This is a genomic window from Corynebacterium sp. TAE3-ERU2 (genome assembly GCF_019209955.1).
GTDB classification, from domain to species: domain Bacteria; phylum Actinomycetota; class Actinomycetes; order Mycobacteriales; family Mycobacteriaceae; genus Corynebacterium; species Corynebacterium megadyptis.
This window is the reverse complement of the sequence record NZ_JAHUTL010000007.1, coordinates 153,632-173,637: the sequence shown is the minus strand read 5'-3', so window position 1 is coordinate 173,637 and position 20,006 is coordinate 153,632. Positions and strand designations below refer to the sequence as shown.

The following is a 20,006-nucleotide window of genomic DNA, read 5'->3' as shown; positions in this document are numbered from 1 at the left end:
AAGCGTAGCCAATAGTAGGCATACCTTGTTTATTGCGGGAATTACTGCGCTCTGTAATGGAGTAATTCACATTTTTATCCGGCTACAGTGCGCAGCGGCGCGGTGTTCTACCCCCAAAAGGTGCAGCTGTTCTCTTCCCGCACCCGCTTTAGGCGGGGCTAGGCCGGAGCCAGTCCAACCAGTCCTGCAGCCCCTCGCCAGTGCGGGCGGACATCTCGATCACCGGCGCATGCGGGTTTATGGAGTGCAGATTGGAGCGGAATAGCTCCATGTCGAAGTCCAGATGGGGCGCGAGATCCATCTTGTTCATCACGATGGCGTCGACGGCTTTAAACATCACGGGATATTTCAGCGGCTTATCCTCGCCCTCGGTAATGGAGAAGATCATGGCCTTGCGGTGCTCGCCCACTGCAAATTCGGCAGGGCAGACGAGATTGCCCACGTTTTCCACGATCACCAGATCCAGCTGGGAGAGATCCAGCCCCTGCAGGGCGCGGTGCACCATGGGGGCGTCGAGATGGCACTCCCCGCCGAAACCGTGGCCGGTGTTGAGCAGCGAAATCTGGGCGCCATGGCCGCGGAGCCGATCCGCGTCCAGGGAGGTCTCAATATCTCCTTCGATCACGCCGATACGCACCTGGCCTGCGAGGGCGGCGAGGCTGCGCTGCAGCACCGTGGTTTTGCCGGCACCAGGGGAGCTCATGAGGTTGATGCATTCGACACCGTGGGCGTCAAAGGCGGCACGGTTCTCGGCGGCACAGCGGTCATTTTCCGTGAAGATGTCCTCCAACACCGAGATACGCTCGCGCCCAGTGTCATAGGCTGAGTGATCTCCGAGATCGTGCTCGCTGCTCGGTGCCGAATCGGGCGCGTGCTCATGGCTATGCCCGTGCTCATGGCTGTGCACTGTGCCATCGTCGTGCCGGTGGAATCGTCCCATCGTTCTTCTCTTTTCACCTGCTCGCAGAAAGTGGCTATGCCCTCAGCTTAGCGCGGTGGCCGGCCCCTCTACCTCGATATCGACCACCCGGAATTCCTCCCCGGAGAGAATCTCGGCGGGCTCACCGCAGCGAGGGCAGCACAGGTTCAGCTCGGCACCCATCTCGCCGTGGAAACCGCAGGAGCAGCGCAGCCGCACCGGAATCCAGCGGGTGTCGAGCTCGGCACCATCGAGTTCGGTGCCGGCAGAAACGAAGTGCCACGCATACTCGAAAGAGGCGGGCACCACCTGCCGCAGTTGCCCCACCTCGAGATGGACCACGCGCACCCGGCGGCCGGCGGCGGCGCGGCGCACTACTGCTGCGAGCTGGGTGGACAGAGCGACTTCGTGCACGTGATCGAATCTAGCAGCCGCTACTACTATCGGGGATATGGTGAGTGAGCGCAGGCGCGCCGAGATTCTCGGGGTGGTACAAGGCGTCGGGTTTCGACCCCATGTCGCCCGCTGTGCCGCGCGCTTTCCGCTCACTGGGTTCTGCGGCAATTCCGACTCGGCCGTCTATATCGAGGCCCAGGGCGACTCGGCGGTCCTCGCGGAGTTCTTCCACGCTGTCATCGACGAGCTGCCACCGCTGGCGCAGGTGCAGCAGCACCACATCACCGCGCTACCGCTGCGCCCTGCAGAACGCGGCTTTCGCATCGTCGCCTCGCAGCATTCCGGCGCCACCCCTACCTTGCTGCCACCAGATGTGGCCGTCTGCCCAGAGTGCCTGGCCGATATGGCGGATCCGCATAATCGGCGCTTCCGCTACCCCTTCACCACCTGCACCAACTGCGGCCCACGGCTATCGATAATCGAGTCCCTGCCCTATGACCGCCCCCGCACCACCATGCGGGAGTTTCCCATGTGCCCGCGCTGCGCCGCCGAATACGCCGACCCGCTGGATCGGCGCTATCACGCCCAGCCCATCAGCTGCCCCGATTGCGGCCCGCAGCTCTGGCTAGAGCGCGAGGGCCACCGAGTGGAGGGCGATCTCACCCGCGCCGCCGAGTGGCTGGCCGCAGGCGAGATTCTGGCGGTCAAAGGCCTAGGCGGGTTCCACCTGCTCTGCGATGCGCGTAACTCAGCCAGTGTGGCGCGGCTGCGCCGGCGGAAGCAGCGGCCCCATAAGCCCTTCGCCGTGATGGCGCCGCTCGCCGAGGTCGAACACCTCGCAGAGATCGACCCGACGCTGCTGTCTCAGCCCGCCCATCCCATCGTGATCGCCCCACAGGCCGCCACCTATGATCTCGCCGACGAGGTGGCCCCGGGCAATACGGATATTGGCATTATGCTGCCCTATACCCCGCTGCATACCCTGCTCGTGGATCGCCCCGTGGTGGCCACCTCCGGCAATATCTCCGGCGAGCCGCTCTGCTTCGAGAATGATCGCGCCCGCGCCCAGCTCGCAGGAATGGCCGATGGGTGGGTGATGCACGACCGGCCGATCCACATCCCGGTGGAGGATTCCGTGGATCTTGCCGACCATGATCGGCTGCTGCCGGTGCGCCGCTCGCGCGGTCAGGCGCCGCTGCCGCTGCGGCTCTCGCTGCCCGGCGCGGAGTCCTCGCCGCCGGTGCTGGCCGTGGGCGGGGAACTAAAAAACACCTTCACCCTGCTTATCGGCGAGACCGCCCATATGTCCGCGCATATCGGCGACATGGGCTCCTGGGCGACCCAGCAGGCTTTTGAGCGCGCCGTGGAGCAGCTGCTGAGTATGCGTCGCACTGAGCCGGAGCTCGTGGCCTGCGATCTGCACCCGAACTATGCGACCACGGCGTGGGCGGAGCGCACCGGGTTGCCCGTGGTGCAGGTGCAGCATCACCACGCCCACGCGCTCTCGCTGCTCGCCGAACAGCAGCTTCTCGATCAGCCGGCGGTGATCGCCACCCTGGATGGCACCGGCTATGGCCTCGACGGCACGATCTGGGGCGGCGAAATCCTCAGCTACTCCCCTGAGCGGGGCTGCACCCGCGCCTGGCATATCCCCCGCTTTCCGCTTCTCGGCGGCGACCGCGCGGTCCGTTATCCCTGGCGCATCGCTCTCGGGCTCAGCCACGCCTATGGCCTCGAGTGCCCGCCGCTGCCCGCGCCCGCAGCAGAGCGGGAGCTCGTCGACGCCCAGCTGCGCACCGGATATGGGGCGGTGGAGTGCAGCTCGGCAGGCAGGCTTATCGACGCCATCTCCACCATGCTTGGCCTCTGCCCGGAACAGAGCTTTGAGGCCCATGCTGCGCTGCGGCTGGAAGCCTGCGCCCGCAGCGCCACCGAGCAGCTGCCCTCCACGGCTAGCACTATCCCCGAGCTGGTGCAGGAGGCCCTGGATGGCACTGCCGCCGCGCCGGCGGCATGGCGTTTTCACCACGGGCTGGCGCAGATTCTTGCCACCCAGATGCGCCGCATCGCCGCCGAGACTGGGGCGGAGATCCTGGGTATCAGTGGAGGCTGTGGCCTCAACCGGCTGCTGCTCGGGCATCTGCGCCGGGTGCTGCCGGGGCTGAAGGAGCACCGCGTGGTGCCCGCCAATGATGGTGGGCTCTCCCTCGGCCAGGCCGTGGCGGCGCGGCTAACAAATGCGGGGCAATGGGTCCCCGACCAGCATGTCCACCATGCGGGTGCCACCGAAGCCGGTGCGTAGCACCACCGAGGCGGCCGGTTCTTCCACGACCTGCCCCAGTTCCACGGCCTCGGGTGCGCCCGCGGCATGGAGTGCCTGCAGCGCCGCCTCGGTCTGCGCCGCCGGAACTACGGCGACAAAGGTCCCCTCATTGGCCACATAGAGCGGGTCGATGCCCAGCATGTCGCAGGCGGCGCGGGTCATATCCCGCACCCGCACCCCCTGCTCGTCGATGGCGACGCCGAGGCCGGTGGAACGAGCAAGCTCATTGAGCACGGTGGCCACACCGCCGCGGGTGGCGTCCCGCATCCAGCGCACCTGCGGGGCGGCGTCGATAAGCGCCTGCACATCGGAATTGAGGGCCCGGGTATCGGATTCGATGGGGGCGTGAATGGCCAGATCGCCGCGGGCCAGCATGACGGCCATGCCGTGATCAGCGATGGGGCCGGAAATAATGATGCGGTCTCCTACCTGCACCTGCTCGGAGCCGAGCTGCAGATTCGGCTGGATGGTGCCGATGCCGGCGGTGGTGATGTAGAGCTTGTCGCCCGCCCCCTTGGGCACCACCTTGGTATCGCCGGTGGCGATGGTCACCCCGGCGGCATCGGCGGCGGCGCGCATATCCTCCACAATGCGGCGCACTACCGCGATCTCGAGCCCCTCTTCCAAGATAAAAGCCACCGAGATCAGCGCGGGCTGGGCGCCTGCCACCGCAAGATCATTAACCGTGCCGTTGATGGCGAGATCGCCGATGGATCCGCCGGGAAACTCGATGGGATTGACCACATAGGAATCGGTGGACATCGCCACCGCGCTACCCGCGTCGCGGATGATAGAGTCGGCGGCCACCACGGCGGAATCGCCGCCAGCGGAGAGAATGGGATTGCCATAGGCGTCGAGGAATACCTGCTCGACGAGCGCGGCAGAGGCCTTGCCGCCGGAGCCATGGGCCAGGGTCACGCGATCCTCGGTGAGGCGGAAGGGGCGGGCCCGGACCCGAGAGATATTGCTCTGGACCTTGTGTTCATCGTGGTTCAGCCGGTTCTTCGGTTCCATGGCGTGGGCCCTGCCTCGCTTCGTCGCTACATTCGTTTAGGGCGCCGCAGCTCTAGGAGCGGCGGGCATATGTCTCGCCTTTTAAGCGTAGTAGCCCCCAGCCAGCCGCAGCGGCCCCATCCACCCACCTGTGCCTACCCTCGCCACGGTGAGATCAGCCACATATTTGATGACAGTTAGGACACGCTCGGCCCTGAGCGGCGGCGTGTTGTGAGTATTTTGGGTACAAGTCCTCAGCAAGCCGCTAGCAGGTTCACAGCTGATCTCCAGATTACCCCTCTCCAGCACCCCCACACACTACCCTGAGCTGGTAATTTCCATTTGTTTTGAATAAAGAAACACAGGGGGTAGCAGACCTGCGGAGCAACTAGGGCGACGGCGCCGAGCAGGCTAGTGTCTCCGACTATGACAACAGTGTGGAGAACACTCACGGCGGTGCCGTTGACGACCCACAAGGCAGCCGCGGTGAGTATCGCGCTGTTGGTGTGCGCACTCGTGGCCGCAGCAATACTGCTGCTGCGTGGAGGTCGGCTGCACCGCCGGGTCGGGCTCATCGCCCTGGCAACGGGCGCGCTTGTCCCCCTCGGAATATGGATCGGGCTGGAAAAGATCTGGCGGCCCTTCCCCGATCACATCCCCACCGAGATCTATCTCTCGGGCGGTGTGGCGGTGGCTGTGATCGTGGCAGCGCTGGCGAGCCTGGCGATCCGGCCGCGGCGGCGGGGAGTGCTGCTGCTTCCCTTCGCGGTGCTCGCCCTAGTCGGGGCGCTGATGGTGGCCAATACCGCCTATCAGGTCTATCCCACGCTCGGCGCCTTGGATCCGCGACCTCATGCGGCGCGGATGTCCATGAGCGAGGCGGAGGCGATGCGTGCAGAGAATACCGCCCCGAAGAATAAGGATGGCGAGACCATCGGCGCGCTCGTCAGCATCGACATCCCCAGCGGCAGCGGCTACCAGCCGCGCCCCGCTCAGGCCTATCTGCCCCCGGCCTTCTTCGCCGGCGAGCAGCTACCGGTGCTGATGCTCATGCCGGGCTCCCCCGGATCGCCACCCCAGTGGTTCACCACCGGCCAGCTGACGCACATAGCCGATGCCTTCCAGCAGCGGCACAATGGCGCCGCCCCGCTGATACTGAGTGTCGATGCCACCGGCGCTCTCGCGGGCGCCCCGAAGTGTGTCGGCGAGGTCGAGGACTATCTGCGCACCACCGTGCCGAACTATGCGCTCTCGTCCCTTGGCGCCACCCCGGATCGCAGCCGGTGGAGCATCGGCGGGCTGTCCTATGGTGGCACATGTGCACTGCAGATATTCTCCCGCCACCCCGATGCCTTCGGCACAGTGCTGGACTACTCCGGCGAGGCGGAGCCCTCGGTGGGCAATCATGAACAAACCGTGCAGCAGCTCTTTGACGGCAGCGAGGAGGCCTTCGCCGCCCACAATCCACGGGATATCCTCCGCGCCGCGATGGACGCCAACTCCACGGCCTATCGGGGGCGCGCCGCCCGCTTTGCTGCCGGGGCGCGCGATCACGATGCCCAAGAGGCGATGCAGGGATTCGACTCCCAACTGCGTTCCCTCGGGGTAGATAGCCACTATCAGGAATATCCCGGCGGCCACACCTGGCAGGTATGGCGCGCGGCCATCACCAACGATTTTGAATTTATTGCTCAACGAGGGGGACTGACATGACACCTACGCCCGACGCCACGTCTGCTGACTCGACAACCGCCGCGACAGCAGCACCCCCCACCCTGCTGACGCTGCTGCGGCGCCGGCTGTTCAGCTATGCAGTCTCCGGCCCCGTCACCCTCGTGATGATCGCCTGCGCCTGGATTATCCACCTAGTGGGGATCAACGCCGTCTTCGGCCCAGAGAGCTATTTGGAAAAGGTGGCGATCAGCGGGCTCAGCACCCAAACGGTACAGGGCCTGATTCCCGCCACTTTGGGCCTTCTGCTGCTCGGCATTCCTGCCGAGCGCGCCCTCGGCACCTGGCGCTATTTGCTCGCCGCGATCCTGTCCCAAACCCTCGCCGTCGGCACGGCGGTGACCCTCGGCGAGCTCTGGACAACGCACTCCGGCTGGGCCCACGGCATCGCCACGGGCACCATTCTCACCCCCGCAGTGTGGCTGCTGGCTGTGAGCATGCTGGCCGCCACCCGCTATACCGTGGTGTGGCGCCGCCGCGTGCAGTTCTTCTCCGTCGTGATCGCGGTGGTCTTGCTCCTCTATTCCGGCACCTTGCAGGATGTGGCGATCGCAATCGCGGTGGCAGGCTGCGGGATCCTCACGGCCCGCCATTGGGACTGGCAGGCGACTGTGCGAGAAAAGCGCCGCATTTCCGCAATCACGGTATTCGCCGTGGCCATCGGCCCCTTTTTGGCGGCCATGAACCCGCACAGCAATGCCGTATTTTCCTCCCTCGGGCTCTTCGTCACCTCTCCCGCGTGGTCGCTGGATTCGGCGGAAGAGGTCTGCGCCCATGCCCGCCATAGCGCGGCATGTATGAGCGCGGCATCCTCCGTGAACAATGCTGGTATTGCGCCCTTCCTCGGCAATGTGGCCATCGCCCTCGTCTTTGGCGTGCTCTGCTATGGTCTCGCCCGCGGCCGCCGCCGCGCTCTCTACGGCACTATCGTGCTGCTTATCGCCACCGCCGGCGTGATTATCGCCGCCTCCTCGCGGCTGGGTATCGCGTGGGTGCCCTTCGTGGTGCAGGCGCTCGCCCTCATTGCCCAAAGGAAGTGGTTCACCTCGGCGGGCTCGCGCCAGGCTATGGTGCGTTCCGTGGCCATCATGGGCGGTCTCGCCGTGGCGCTCGCGGCGCTTTGGCTCGCGATCTTGCCCACCATGACCGGCCTGCGCGAGCTGCCGTGGCGCTTCCTTCCTCCGGTCTTGTCCCGGTTCTCCCCGGCACCACTTATTCCAGAATCGGGCATTGAGAGCCTCGGCTTTGAGTGGACCCCGGTGATCTTCTGGACGGCCGCAGCGATCATATTGTGGCGGCTATTCACCTCCCCCGCCCCGTCGACCGTGCCGCCGGCGGTGCGCCGGATCCTGGACGAGGGCACCGGCGACCATATTTCGTGGATGGGCACCTGGCCGCACAACTCCTATTGGCTCGCAGCAGCAGAACGCGGCTATGTGGCCTATCGTGTCCACGGCTCCATCGCGGTCACCGTCGGCGCCCCGGTGGTGCTGGATGCTGCCGAGTTGTCGAGTGTGGCCGATGAGTTCGAGACCTATGCCCGCAGCCAAGGCTGGCGGGTGGCGTGGTATTCGGTGAATGACGAGTTCGCCGCCACCCGCGCCGCACATTATTCCTCCCTGCACGTGGCCGAGGAGTCCGTGGTCGAGGTGGGCATCGAGTTCAAGGGCAAGAAGTTTCAGGATGTGCGCACCGCCCGCAACCGCGCCGTGAAGGAAAATATCCGCTATGAGTGGACCACGTGGTCCCAGGCCAATCCTGTGATTCGCTCCCAGATTCACGCGCTGAGCGAGCAATGGGTTTCGGAAAAGGCCCTGCCGGAGATGGGCTTTACCTTGGGCTCGGTATCAGAACTCATCGATGATGAGGTGAAGCTGCTGATCGCCGTGGATGACACCATGCACGTGCACGGTGTCACCAGCTGGCTGCCGGTACGCCACAATGGCGAGATCGTCGGCATCACCCTGGATTTCATGCGTCGAGATCGCGAGGGATTTCGGCCCGTGGTGGAGTTTCTTATCGCCGAGGCGATCACCACCGCCCCCGATATCTATGGCCCGCAGCTGACGTGGGTCTCGCTTTCTGGGGCTCCGCTCTCTGGCGGGGATACCTCCAGCCTGCTGGGCATGATGCTCAATGAACTCGGCAGAGTTCTCGAGCCGCTTTATGGCTTCCGTTCCCTTGCCGCCTTCAAGCGCAAGTTCAAGCCGGTGGAGCACTCCTGGCTGCTCTGCTATGACGACCCCGCCGCCCTACCCGCCATCGGGCTCGCTGTGTCGCGCTGCTATTTGCCGCACGTGAAGCTGCGCGACGCCCGGGCCGCCGCGGCGGTATGGAGCGCCGCCCGCAGCGAACGCAAGGAGCGCGCCACAGCCGCCCACGCGGGCAGCCGCGAGCACTCCTAGAGCCCTTAAGACACACCGCACCCGCCGGCTGCGCCTCGGGAAGAATCCCTAAGCGTCGCCGGCGGGTGCGTCTCTGTTCGGCAGCGAGTTTTTAGAGCTCGGGCTTCACAATCGGGAAGAGCACGGTCTCGCGGATACCGAGGCCGGTCAGCGCCATGAGCAGGCGATCGATGCCCATGCCGCAGCCAGCGGTGGGCGGCATGCCCTGCTCCATGGCGGCCAGGAAGTCCTCGTCCAGCACCATGGCTTCATCATCGCCATCCGCGGCCAGGCGGGCCTGGTCCTCGAAGCGCTCTCGCTGAATGATCGGATCGACCAGCTCGGAGTAGCCGGTGGCCAGCTCGAAGCCGCGAACGTAGAGATCCCATTTCTCGGTCACGCCGGGCTTCTCGCGGTGGGAGCGGGTCAGCGGCGAAGTCTCCACGGGGAAGTCCTTGACGAAGATCGGGCCGTGCAGCTGATCTTCGCAGAGCAGCTCCCAGATCTCCTCCACCAGCTTGCCGTGGCCCCAGCCGCCCGTGGCAGGAACGTCGAGGCCGATCGCTGCGGCGATCTGCTTCAGCTCCTCGACGCTGCTGTCGATGGTGACCTCCGGCTGGCCGGGGAATTTCCGCTGCAGCGCCTCGTTGAGCGAGGGATACATCTCAATTTCTTTCCACTCGCCGCCGAGATCGTACTCGGTGCCATCGGCGAGGGTAACGGTGGTGGAGCCAAAGACCTCCATGGCCACGGCCTGAATCAGCTCGCGGATGGTGCGGGCACCGTCCTCGTAGGTGCCCCACGCCTGATAGGTCTCCAGCATGGCGAACTCGGGCGAATGGGAGGAGTCCACACCCTCGTTGCGGAAGTTGCGGTTCACCTCGAAGACGCGCTCCAGGCCACCGACCACGCAGCGCTTGAGATAGAGCTCCGGGGCGATACGCAGGTAGAGATCCATGTCCATGGCATTGGAATGGGTCACAAAAGGACGCGCCGCGGCGCCGCCGTGCAGGGTCTGCAGCATTGGGGTTTCTACCTCCACGAAGCCTTCGCCCTCGAGGTGGTGGCGCAGCGCGCGCATGACCTTAATGCGGGTCATGGCGTTGCGGCGGGCCTGCTCGCGCATAATGAGGTCGGTATAGCGCTGGCGCACGCGGGTATCTTCGCTCATCTCCTTATGCGCCACCGGCAGCGGGCGCAGGGACTTGGCCGCCATATGCCAGCGCGCGGCCATCACGGAAAGCTCGCCGCGCTTGGAGGCGATCACCCGACCGCGCACGGAGACAATATCGCCGAGGTCCACGTCCTGCTTCCAGCTGGCGAGGGAGTCCTCGCCGACCTCGCGTAGCGAGAGCATCGCCTGCATGGTCTCGCCGCTGCCCTCTTGCAGGGTGGCGAAGCACAGCTTGCCGGTATTACGGACGAAGATCACGCGCCCGGCGATAGCCACCTCGGTATCGGTTTCTTCCCCGACCTCCAGCACTCGCGCCCCCTCTGGGGCCTCGCCGGCATCGTCTTTGCGCACAAAGAACTGGCGACGCAGCTCCGAGATAGCGATGCTGCGGTCTACCTCCACGGGGTAGGGATCGCGCCCCTCGGCGAGCAGCTTCTCGCGCTTCTCGCGACGGATTCGCAACTGCTCAGGCACATCATCTACGCGCTCGGCGGGTTTTTGCTTCTTAGTCTGCTCGCTCATGACTGATTACTCTAGTGCATTCCCCCGCAGGCGCTTTTCGACGCCCACCTCCTGCCCAGCACCCCGCTACCACTCACTCACCCCGCGCCGATCCACAGCAAAACGGACATCATAGGCCCATATACCCGCAGATTCCCACAGTAGTTTTTACCCCCATTACTTTCCGGTCGCCTGACATACTACCCCTTTACCCGAGGCCAAAACAGCGGTTACTGGCGACTGCATAAAATAGGCCGCCAGCCAGCGGCTTTAGATTGTGAGCCACATCCGGTGCGCGCCAGCCCTGTGATGCCTACCCCATAGGCCACGCCGCGGACCCTACCCCGCTGCAGCGCAACTGTGCTGGTCTGCCCTTGATGGGGCGCAATAGGAGCCATAGACTTACGGTTACGTAATAAACGCTGATGCCGACGAGGCCACGCCGCCCTCCTGGGACGCCACGCCCTTGCCATCACCAACGTTTCCCCACGTGCTCTGGCGCGCATGTACCGCGGATTGCGTCGAGAAGCATCCGCGAAGCGGTTGAGCCTACGTACATCGCGCCACCCTATATAGGGGGCATGTACGCCCATGCTCCCGTGTCACTTTATGGAAAAGAGGCCGACCATGAACTCGAAGCGCACACTGTTCATCGCCACCGCCACCGCCCTGGCCACCATGGCGACACCGCTCGCCGTGGCCACACCGGTCTACGCCGCCGAGGCGCCCGCCGCAGTGCAGGACCATGCCCAGGTCCAGGTGCAGGAGGGCTACATGACCAGCACCGATGGCAAGGGCACCAAGATCTGGTGGAAGTCGCAGACCCAGCCCAACGCCCGCGGCACCGTGGTGGTCATCCACGGCGCCGCCGAGCACTCGGGCCGCTATGACTACGTGAGCAACCGCCTGCTCGACGCTGGCTACAATGTCTACCGCCTGGACCACCGCGGCCACGGCAAGTCCGCCCTGCCCGAGCTGGGCAATGCGGTGGTGCGCGGCCACATCGACGATTTCCACTATCTCGTCGACGATATGAACCAGCTGGTGAACAAAGCCAAGTCCGAGAACCCAGGCATGAAGACCTTTATGCTCGGCCACTCCATGGGTGCACTCGCAGCACAGTTCTACGGGATCAAATACCCCGGCCAGATTGATGCCTTTGTGACTAATGGCGGCGGCGCCCCGCTCAACTTCTCTGGCGTGAACAACCCGGGCCAGACCATCACCCCCGAGGCGATCACCGAGACGCAGCGCAATGCCCAGCCGAGCATCTATGAGAGCCTGCCTTTCCGGGAGCTGACCACCTTTAATGCCCATATGGTCAATGAGATGATCCCCGGCCGCCGCGATATTCATATGCCCTCGCCGCTGGGTAGCGATCTCATCCAGGTGCCCAATGCCTTCACCGACGGGGTGGCCTCCGATCCGGCGGTCACCGCCGAATACCAGACCGATCCGCTGGTCAATAAGAAGATCAGCCTCGGCATGGCCGAGCAGATGGCCTTCGCGGGCTTCTACGATGCGGCGAATGCCGATCTCTTCACCGCCCCGACCCTCATCATGCACGGCAGCAAGGACGGGCTGGTGCCGCCGTATTTCGCCCAGGACTGGTACAACGCCATTGGCTCCGCCGATAAGGAGCTCATCTACTGGGAGGGGCAGATGCACGAGGTGCTCAACGAGCCCGCCAAGCACGAGGCCATGGATAAGGTCATCGACTGGCTCAACGCCCACTAGAAAAACAGGAACCCCCACGCTGTCGGCGTGGGGGTTTGTGCTGTGTGCAGCCGCGCTACAGGAAGCGTGGCCGCCGGCTCATGGTCTCAGGCGCGGCGGCACACCGAGCATCAGAAGGGCGCGTTGCGCACCATCAGCTCCACCTTCTGGAAGCTCTTGAGATCCGAGTAGCCGCACTTGGCCATGGCGCGACGCAGGCCGCCGACGAAGTTCTCCGAGCCATAGCAGGAGCTGGAGGGGCCGTGCAGCAGGGTCTGCAGCGGCACCAGGTCGCTGCCCTCGGAGTCCCCACCGAAGCCCACCTGCTGCACCATGCCACGCGGGAACCGGGGATGCGCAGTCACCGACGGCCAGAACCAGCCGGGAGCGGCGGACTCGGTGGCAAAAGCCAGCGGGCTGCCCAGCATGACGGCATCGGCGCCGCAGGCCATGGCGCGGGCGACATTGCCGGAGTACACCAGCTCATCGGAGTCGGCGATGATGTGCACATAGCGGCCGCCGGTCTCGTCGAGGTAGTCACGACGTGCCGCAGCCACATCGGCGATGGCAGAAGCCATCGGGGTGTGGATGCCCACGGTGAGGTCATTGGTATTCGAACCGCCGCCCACAATCACACCGGCGGCGCCGGTGCGCATCAGGTGCAGCGCGGTGTGATAATCGCCCACACCACCGGCGATCACCGGCACATCCAAGGTGCCGATGAACTCCTTGAGGTTCAAGGGCTCGCCGCCGGTTTCCACATGCTCTGCGGAAATAATGGTGCCCTGGATGACGATGATCTCGGCGCCGGCCTTCACCAACACCGGGGAGAGCTCGCGGGCGTGCTGCGGGGAGACGCGCACGGCCACCGTGGTGTCGCCGGAGCGTACCTCGCGGATGCGCTCCGTGAGTAGATCCACGTCCAGTTCTGCGGCGTGGAGCTGCTGCAATAGCGCCACCGCGGCCTCGGAGCCCTGCTCCATCTCGGTGTTCACCACCTGCGCGATAGCGCCCTTGAGATCAGCGTGGCGGCCCCACAGCCCCTCGGCGTTGATCACGGCCAGACCGCCGTTCTCCGCCATGGCGTTGACGAACTCCGGGGAGGCGAGGCTGTCTGTCGGATGGGAGAGGAAAGGAATATCGAAGCTGTAGGCATCGAAGTGCCAGGTGGTGTCCACGTCCTTGGAGGAGCGGGTGCGGCGCACGGGCACAAGCCCGATATCAGCGAGCGAGTAGGTGCGGCGGGCCTCCCGGCCGATGCCGATTTCCACGATGTCACGCATAGTCTTTGGTATTCACTTTCCGTCTATGTCGGGGGCGTATAGGTGCCTAGGGTCAAGAAGAAAGGCCCTAGGTCGTCTGCCTAGAGCCTTCATCTTAGCGCTGGTAGTAGTTCGGAGCTTCAACGGTCATCTGAATGTCATGCGGGTGCGACTCGCGCAACCCGGCACCGGTGATCCGCACGAACTGCGCGTCGTGCAGCTCCTCAATGCTGGAGGAGCCGGTGTAGCCCATGGCCGCGCGCAACCCGCCCACCAGCTGGTGGGTGATGGAGTCGATCGAGCCGCGGAAGGGCACACGGCCCTCGATGCCTTCCGGCACCAGCTTGTCTTCGCTTTTCACATCGGCCTGGAAGTAGCGGTCCTTGGAGAAGGAGCGCTGCTCACCGGAGAGGCCGCGGCCGCGCATCGCCCCCAGCGAGCCCATGCCGCGATACATCTTGTACTGCTTGCCGTTGACCACGGTGATCTCGCCCGGGGCCTCGGCGGTGCCGGCTAGCATGGAGCCGAGCATCACGGTCGAAGCGCCGGCGGCCAGGGCCTTGGCGATATCGCCGGAGTATTGCATGCCGCCATCGGCGATGATGGGCACGCCGGCCTTGTGGGCCTCGGTGGCGGCCTCCATGATGGCGGTGATCTGCGGGGCACCCACACCAGCGACCACGCGGGTGGTGCAGATAGAACCCGGGCCAATACCCACCTTGATGGCGTCCGCGCCGGCCTCAATCATGGCCTTCGCGGCGCTACGGGTGGCCAAGTTACCGCCGATCACCTCGACGGTCTCGCCCCATTCCTTCTTCACGCGGGAGACCATCTCCAGCACGCCGCGGGAATGGGCGTGGGCGGAGTCCACCACGAGCACATCCACGCCGGCATCCACCAACGCCCCGGCGCGCTGCCAGGACTCATCGCCGGTGCCGATGCCTGCGCCCACCAGCAGGCGGCCGCGCTGATCCTTGGAGGAGTGCGGGTACTGCTCGGTCTTCACGAAGTCCTTGACCGTGATCAGACCCACCAGGCGGTTGTCATTGTCCACGATCGGCAGCTTCTCGATCTTATTGGCGCTGAGCAGGTGTAGTGCTTCCTCCTTGCTCACGCCCTCCTTGGCCACCACTAGCGGCATCGGAGTCATGACCTCGGCGACCGGGCGGTTGAAGTCCGGCTCGAAGCGCATATCGCGGTTGGTGCAGATGCCCAGCAGCACGCCGTTATCGTCCACCACGGGCAGACCAGAGATACGGAAGCGGGCGCACAGCGCATCCACCTCGCCGATGCTCTGATCGGGGCGACAGGTGACGGGATCGGAGACCATACCGGATTCGGAGCGCTTGACCAGCTCTACCTGCTCGGCCTGATCCTGAATGGAGAGGTTGCGGTGCAAAATACCCATGCCACCTTGGCGGGACATGGCAATCGCCATGCGGGCCTCAGTGACGGTGTCCATAGCCGCAGACACCACCGGAATGTGCAGGCGCAGCTTGCGCGTCAATTGCGCGGACGTCGTCACCTCGGAGGGGATCACATTGGACTCATTGGGCAAAAGCAGCACATCATCAAAGGTCAGCCCCACCAAGGCCACCTTATTAGGATCATCGCCGCCGGTTGTCACTCGCTCGTTATTCATCTGCTTGAAAGATCCTCCTCGTAGTTGCACGTATCCCCGTCGCTGTCCCAGCGCCACCGCCTGTGGGGCCAGTCGATGCTTATCGACGCCACCTCGCGGTCACGCTCACCGGCACGGTGCAGATACAGGTGCCTTCCACACTAATCCCTCCGCCTCAGAGTTGAGAACACTTCTCCCCTGCTACCCCTACTCGTGGCAGATGGGGGCGCTGGGGATGCCCGATTGCTGGGTGGAGGCCGACAGTTGATTAATGAGGGCACACTCAATACCCTGAACGATGTGAATTTCTCTGAGATGCCACGCGATCCCTTTGAAGGCGATCCCAACGACCCCGCCCGTCTGTTGGATGAGGACGAGCCCTTTGCGCCCCTGAGCGAGGACGAGCGCGCCGGCCTGCATCAGGATCTCAAGCTGGTCAAGGAGTTTCGCACCCATCTCGCTCCCCGCGGGATCAAGGGCATCGTCTACTTCTGTGAGGATTGCGATCGCCCCCACTATTGCGACTGGGAGATGATGCAATCCAATATTCACGCCACCTTGCAGGAGGAGCTGCCGCCGGTGCACGAGCCGAGCGCCAACCCCAATCCCGATGAATATGCTCCCTGGGAGTACTGCATGGGCTTTCTCGACGGCATCACCCACCGCCGTTTCGGGCGCTAAGCTCCCACACATCACGACAGGCCCCGCCATATGGCGGGGCCTGTCGTCATAGCTGGGGTAATTAGAGCTGATCGCGCACGGCGTCGGGCAGTTCGGGGCCGCCATCGTGCATCAGGCGCTCCACCACGGACTTCTCTTTATCGTCCTTGGACTCCTTGGTGTCCACCTCGAGGGAGCGCTCACCCGGGGCCAACGGCGAGTCCACGGCCTTCGGCTCGCGGCTGGCCCGCTCCGGTCGGGTGGTCTCGCCATACTCATGGGACTCGGTGACCGTTTCCGTGACCGTTTCGGTGGCGGTGGTGGTCTCCGTCGTGGCACTGGGCTTCGAGGACTGCGAGCTCGCCGAGGAATTCGGCTGCGTGACCGTGGTCGTCACCGTGGAGGTCCGCGTGGACGGGCGCGGCGCGGCGGGAGTCATGGTGACAGTGCGCTGGGCTTCTTCCACCTGGCGGTGCGCGAGCTCCCGATCACGTTCATCGAGGTAGTTAATCAACTCACGGGCCTGGGCGATGAGGCGCTTGGCGCCTTCCACATCGCCGCGCTCGCGCAGTTCATCGGCCTCCTCCAGGGTGGAGGCGAGCTGCACCATATCGGCCTGGGGCTCGCCGAAGACGGCGACGCGAGCGCCCCACAGGGGGCCGCCAGGCTGGGCGTTGTAGACGGTGGTGCCGCCGACGACGATCATGGCGCTGGCTGCCACGGCGCCGAGCGCGGCGCCACCGACCATGCCCATCAGGCGCGGCTGCTGCGGCCGGCGCCGCCGAGCGCGGTGCGTGGCCATCGAGGTCACCGGCGCAGCGGCGGAATCCGTGGTGGTGTCGTTGTCTGCCGCTTGGTCCAGCAGCGCGCGAATATCCGGCACCGCATCGCTGGCGGCATCGCTGTGCACTTCCTCGCGCATGCCTGCGAGGGCCGCGGCGAGGGGATCCGAGCCATGGCTGGGATCAGCGCCGGCGGCGAGTTCATCGAGGAACGCATCGCACTGAAAAAATTCATCGCGCTGCACAGACAGATCCCTCGGATCTTCATGAGAACGAGATGTCATCGTGTGCTTCCTTCAAATTTCTTACGCAGCTGCTTCAGCGCTCGGTGTTGCGCCACGCGTACTGCCCCTGCTGTGGTGTCCAGAACCTCCGCAGTTTCCTCTGCGCTCAGTCCCACAAAGAGGCGGAGAACAAGGATTTCGCGAGACCTATCACTTAATAGATCGAGCAAGGCCCTCACCTCGTTACTACCGTCGAGACTTGGACTTACATCTTCGGGATTCATCGAGCGATCTGCGGTGTCGGGAACCTCGTCGGTGGGGTGTAATCGGTCACGACCCATGGCCCGATGCGCATCGATCACTTTATTGGAAGCGATTCCATAAACAAAGGCCATGAAGGGGCGCCCATGGTCCTTATAGTTCGGTATCGCGGTAGCCACCGCTAGGCACACATCCTGGATCACATCCTCGGGCGAGGGGTACTGGCTGCGGGAGATACGCGCCCGCACATAGCGAGCCACCAAAGGGTGAATTAGCCGAATAATTTCCTGTAGAGCTTTGTTATCCCCATCAGCAGCGGGCGCGACCAGCGGGGCGAGCTGTTGCTCCAGTTCACCTGACACTGTTCGTCGGGCCTCCCACTATCTGCGATACGAATATGACATATGTCCTACCGGCACCACGCTGGGCAAACCACAGCGTGGCCGCCTCTCGCTAAAGAGCCCGCACATTAGCTCGGACAGTAAAAAGTACTTTTTAAGTATAACGACAGGTTCTATTGAAACTTTTTGAACACCCCCCGCCAGACTAACCCCCCTCCCCTGCCTGCCCCCACCCAAGAGTTCACGCATCGTTCATATCACTCCATAGCCCCTGTACAGGGCATATGCGTTTGTTAGGAAAAGAGTTTCTTTAAATCAGGTGCCATGAATGCTTAATGTGTCGTTTACCCGTAGCGCGCACACTGATCGGCGTATCACCACCGTCTTGTTCATACGCCTTTTATTCATCAAGGAGCATCCTCATGCCCCAGCCGAGCGAGCTACCCGGTACCTACACGGATTTTTGGGATTGGCAGATGAAGGGAGCCTGCCGCGGGCACGAGTCCGCGGTGTTCTTCCACCCCGATGGGGAGCGCGGCCGCGCCCGACTCAATCGCGAAAACAAAGCCAAGGAAGTCTGCCATGGCTGCCCCGTCCTCGAGCAGTGCCGTGACCATGCCCTGCGGGTAGGCGAACCCTATGGCATCTGGGGCGGGCTCTCTGAATCCGAGCGCGCCATTATCCTCCGCACCCGCTAAACGCCTCGCTGGAGCCACCACAGCATAAACGCCCAGCCCCTGAGATATTCAGGGCGCTGGGCGTTGCTGCAGCATGAGCCGAGTTTAGTGGTGGTGGCCGCAGCCACCCTCCTGCTCCTCGGGCTCGGCCGGCTTATCCACCACGGAGGCCTCGGTGGTCAGCACCATCCGGGCCACGGAGGTGGCGTTCACCACGGCGGAGTGGGTCACCTTCACAGGGTCAATGATGCCCTGCTCGATGAGGTTTCCATACTCCAAGGTGGCGGCGTTGAAGCCGGAACCATTGTCCATCTCTGCGGTGTGAGCGACGACGACGGCACCGTCCAGACCTGCGTTGGCGGCAATCCAGTAGGTGGGCTTGGTCAGTGCGCGGGCGGTAGCCAGCACACCGATCTTTTCCTCGCCCTCGAACTCCTCGGCATAAGCCTTGAGCTCTTCGGCGATCTGCACCAGCGCGGATCCACCGCCGGCCACGATGCCCTCATCGGCAGCGGCCTTGGCAGCGTTGATGGCGTCCTCCACGCGCAGCTTGCGCTCGCCGACCTCGGTCTCGGTGGCGGCGCCCACCTTAATCACGGCGATACCGCCGGAGAGCTTGGCCAGACGCTCCTGCGCCTTTTCCTTGTCCCAGGTGGAGGAGGTGGACTCGATTTCGCGGCGAATCTGCTCGCGGCGTACCTCGACGTCCTCGGCGGAGCCGGCGCCATCGACGATCACGGTCTGATCCTTGGTCACGGTGACGCGACGAGCGGAACCGAAGTGGCTCATCTCGGTCTCGGAGAGGTTGATACCCACCTCCGGGTCGATCACGGTGGCGTTGGTGACCACGGCGAGATCATCCATGAAGGCCTTGCGGCGATCGCCGAAGTACGGGGACTTCACGGCCACCACGTTGAGGGTCTTGCGCAGGGCATTGACCACAACCATCTGCAGCGGCTCGCCCTCGATGTCCTCCGCAATGATGAGCACGGGGCGCTTGGAGTCCACGATCTTCTCCAGCACCGGCACGAAGTCCGGCAGCGAGGAGATCTTGTTGCGCACCAGCAGGATCAGCGGATCGTCCAGCTCGGCGCGCTGGGCGTCGACGTCGGTGATGAAGTAGGGAGAAAGGAAGCCCTTGTCGAAGGACACGCCCTCGGTGATGTCGAGGGTGGTCTCCATGGACTGGGACTCCTCAACGGTGACCACACCGTCCTTGCCCACCTTCTCCATAGCGCCGGCCACCATCTCGCCGATCTCCGGATCGCGCGAGGACACAGTGGCCACGTTCGCAATCTCGGAGGCAGCGGAGACATCGGTGGCGCGCGCCTTGAGCAGCTCCACGGTCTTCTCCGCCGCAGCCGCGATACCGCGGTTGAGGCCGATGGGGTTGGAGCCTGCTGCTACGTTGCGCAGGCCTTCGTCGATAAGCGCCTGGGCGAGCAGCGTGGCGGTGGTGGTGCCATCGCCGGCAGCGTCGTTGGTCTTGATGGCCACAGACTTCACCAGCTGGGCGCCGAGGTCCTCGAGGGGCTCCTCCACGTCGATATCGCGGGCGATGGTGACACCATCATTGGTGACGGTCGGGGCACCGAAGGCCTTCTCGAGCACCACATTGCGGCCGCGGGGGCCAAGGGTGACCTTGACGGCGTCGGCGAGAGTATTGACGCCGCGTTGGATGCCCTCGCGGGCCTCCTGGTTAAAAGCAATGAGTTTCGCCATAAGTGGCTCGACCCCTCCTTAGTTCTCGATGACTGCGAGAATGTCGCGCTGAGACAGCAGCAGGTACTCCTGGCCGTTGTACTTCAGCTCGGTTCCGCCGTACTTAGAGAACACCACGACGTCGCCTTCCTTCACGTCCATCTGGACGCGCTCGTCGTTGTCGCCCCAGCGGCCCGGGCCCACAGCGATGACGGTGGCTTCCTGCGGCTTTTCCTTAGCAGAGTCCGGGATAACCAGACCGGATGCGGTGGTGGTCTCGGCCTCGTTGATCTGGACCAGGACGCGGTCTTCCAGCGGCTTGATGTTTACATTCGCCACG

Annotated in this window: 16 protein-coding genes; 6 read left to right on the top strand and 10 right to left on the bottom strand. The window is 64.3% G+C overall.

All coding sequences use genetic code 11. The annotated features are described in order from the left end of the window. Positions 1-148: 148 nt before the first annotated feature. Positions 149-940 carry a hydrogenase nickel incorporation protein HypB gene (gene hypB / locus KRX12_RS10725; protein ID WP_218366614.1) on the bottom strand — a complete coding sequence of 264 codons (792 nt, stop codon included), beginning with the start codon at positions 938-940 and terminating at the stop codon, positions 149-151. Positions 941-982: 42 nt separating this feature from the next. Then, the gene (locus tag KRX12_RS10720; RefSeq protein ID WP_218366613.1) at positions 983-1,333 is read right to left on the bottom strand and encodes a hydrogenase maturation nickel metallochaperone HypA; all 351 of its coding nucleotides are present in this window, start codon (positions 1,331-1,333) and stop codon (positions 983-985) included. Positions 1,334-1,370: 37 nt separating this feature from the next. Here KRX12_RS10720 and hypF point away from each other — a divergent pair, with 37 nt between their 5' ends. Then, the gene (gene hypF / locus KRX12_RS10715; protein WP_218366612.1) at positions 1,371-3,617 is read left to right on the top strand and encodes a carbamoyltransferase HypF; all 2,247 of its coding nucleotides are present in this window, start codon (positions 1,371-1,373) and stop codon (positions 3,615-3,617) included. On the opposite strand, the gene hypE is transcribed toward hypF, so the two are convergent. Further along, a complete protein-coding gene (gene hypE / locus KRX12_RS10710; RefSeq protein ID WP_218364422.1) occupies positions 3,546-4,652 on the bottom strand; it encodes a hydrogenase expression/formation protein HypE in 1,107 nt (368 codons plus the stop codon). The two genes, hypF and hypE, sit on opposite strands and share 72 nt — an antisense overlap. 435 nt (positions 4,653-5,087) lie before the next feature. Between hypE and KRX12_RS10705 the strand changes: the two genes are divergently transcribed. Together KRX12_RS10705 and KRX12_RS10700 are read left to right on the top strand one after the other, a co-directional pair. Then, positions 5,088-6,344, top strand: coding sequence for an alpha/beta hydrolase-fold protein (locus KRX12_RS10705; RefSeq protein WP_218366611.1), 1,257 nt, complete (start codon positions 5,088-5,090; stop codon positions 6,342-6,344). Continuing rightward, the gene (locus KRX12_RS10700) at positions 6,341-8,767 is read left to right on the top strand and encodes a bifunctional lysylphosphatidylglycerol flippase/synthetase MprF (protein WP_218366610.1); all 2,427 of its coding nucleotides are present in this window, start codon (positions 6,341-6,343) and stop codon (positions 8,765-8,767) included. Before KRX12_RS10705 ends, KRX12_RS10700 begins: the two co-directional genes overlap by 4 nt. Positions 8,768-8,858: 91 nt before the next feature. Here KRX12_RS10700 and lysS read toward each other — a convergent pair whose 3' ends face one another. Next, positions 8,859-10,442 (bottom strand): lysine--tRNA ligase, encoded by a 1,584-nt coding sequence (gene lysS, locus KRX12_RS10695; protein WP_218366609.1) that lies wholly within the window; start codon positions 10,440-10,442, stop codon positions 8,859-8,861. 606 nt (positions 10,443-11,048) lie between these two features. Here lysS and KRX12_RS10690 point away from each other — a divergent pair. Further along, complete coding sequence (locus KRX12_RS10690) at positions 11,049-12,158, top strand: alpha/beta hydrolase (RefSeq protein ID WP_218366608.1); 1,110 nt, start codon at positions 11,049-11,051, stop codon at positions 12,156-12,158. A gap of 110 nt (positions 12,159-12,268) precedes the next feature. Here the strand turns inward: KRX12_RS10690 and KRX12_RS10685 are convergent, their stop codons facing one another. Both KRX12_RS10685 and guaB read right to left on the bottom strand, forming a co-directional pair. Continuing rightward, a complete protein-coding gene (locus tag KRX12_RS10685) occupies positions 12,269-13,420 on the bottom strand; it encodes a GuaB3 family IMP dehydrogenase-related protein (protein ID WP_218366607.1) in 1,152 nt (383 codons plus the stop codon). Between the two features lie 94 nt (positions 13,421-13,514). Next, entirely contained in the window at positions 13,515-15,041 is a 1,527-nt protein-coding gene (guaB, locus tag KRX12_RS10680; RefSeq protein WP_151529862.1) for an IMP dehydrogenase, read from the bottom strand. Between the two features lie 279 nt (positions 15,042-15,320). Between guaB and KRX12_RS10675 the strand changes: the two genes are divergently transcribed. After that, positions 15,321-15,701 carry a DUF5319 domain-containing protein gene (locus KRX12_RS10675; protein ID WP_218364430.1) on the top strand — a complete coding sequence of 127 codons (381 nt, stop codon included), beginning with the start codon at positions 15,321-15,323 and terminating at the stop codon, positions 15,699-15,701. A gap of 61 nt (positions 15,702-15,762) precedes the next feature. Here the strand turns inward: KRX12_RS10675 and KRX12_RS10670 are convergent, their stop codons facing one another. After that, on the bottom strand, positions 15,763-16,746 hold the full coding sequence (locus KRX12_RS10670) for a hypothetical protein (protein WP_218366606.1): 984 nt from the start codon (positions 16,744-16,746) through the stop codon (positions 15,763-15,765). Next, a complete protein-coding gene (locus tag KRX12_RS10665; RefSeq protein WP_218364432.1) occupies positions 16,743-17,309 on the bottom strand; it encodes a sigma-70 family RNA polymerase sigma factor in 567 nt (188 codons plus the stop codon). Before KRX12_RS10665 ends, KRX12_RS10670 begins: the two co-directional genes overlap by 4 nt. Positions 17,310-17,710: 401 nt before the next feature. On the opposite strand from KRX12_RS10665, the gene KRX12_RS10660 reads away from it, so the two are divergent. Further along, complete coding sequence (locus KRX12_RS10660) at positions 17,711-17,986, top strand: WhiB family transcriptional regulator (protein WP_151528879.1); 276 nt, start codon at positions 17,711-17,713, stop codon at positions 17,984-17,986. An 84-nt stretch (positions 17,987-18,070) separates the two neighbouring features. On the opposite strand, the gene groL is transcribed toward KRX12_RS10660, so the two are convergent. Both groL and groES read right to left on the bottom strand, forming a co-directional pair. After that, positions 18,071-19,687 (bottom strand): chaperonin GroEL, encoded by a 1,617-nt coding sequence (gene groL / locus KRX12_RS10655; RefSeq protein WP_218366605.1) that lies wholly within the window; start codon positions 19,685-19,687, stop codon positions 18,071-18,073. 18 nt (positions 19,688-19,705) lie between these two features. After that, entirely contained in the window at positions 19,706-20,005 is a 300-nt protein-coding gene (groES, locus tag KRX12_RS10650; protein WP_151528881.1) for a co-chaperone GroES, read from the bottom strand. Position 20,006: the final 1 nt, after the last annotated feature.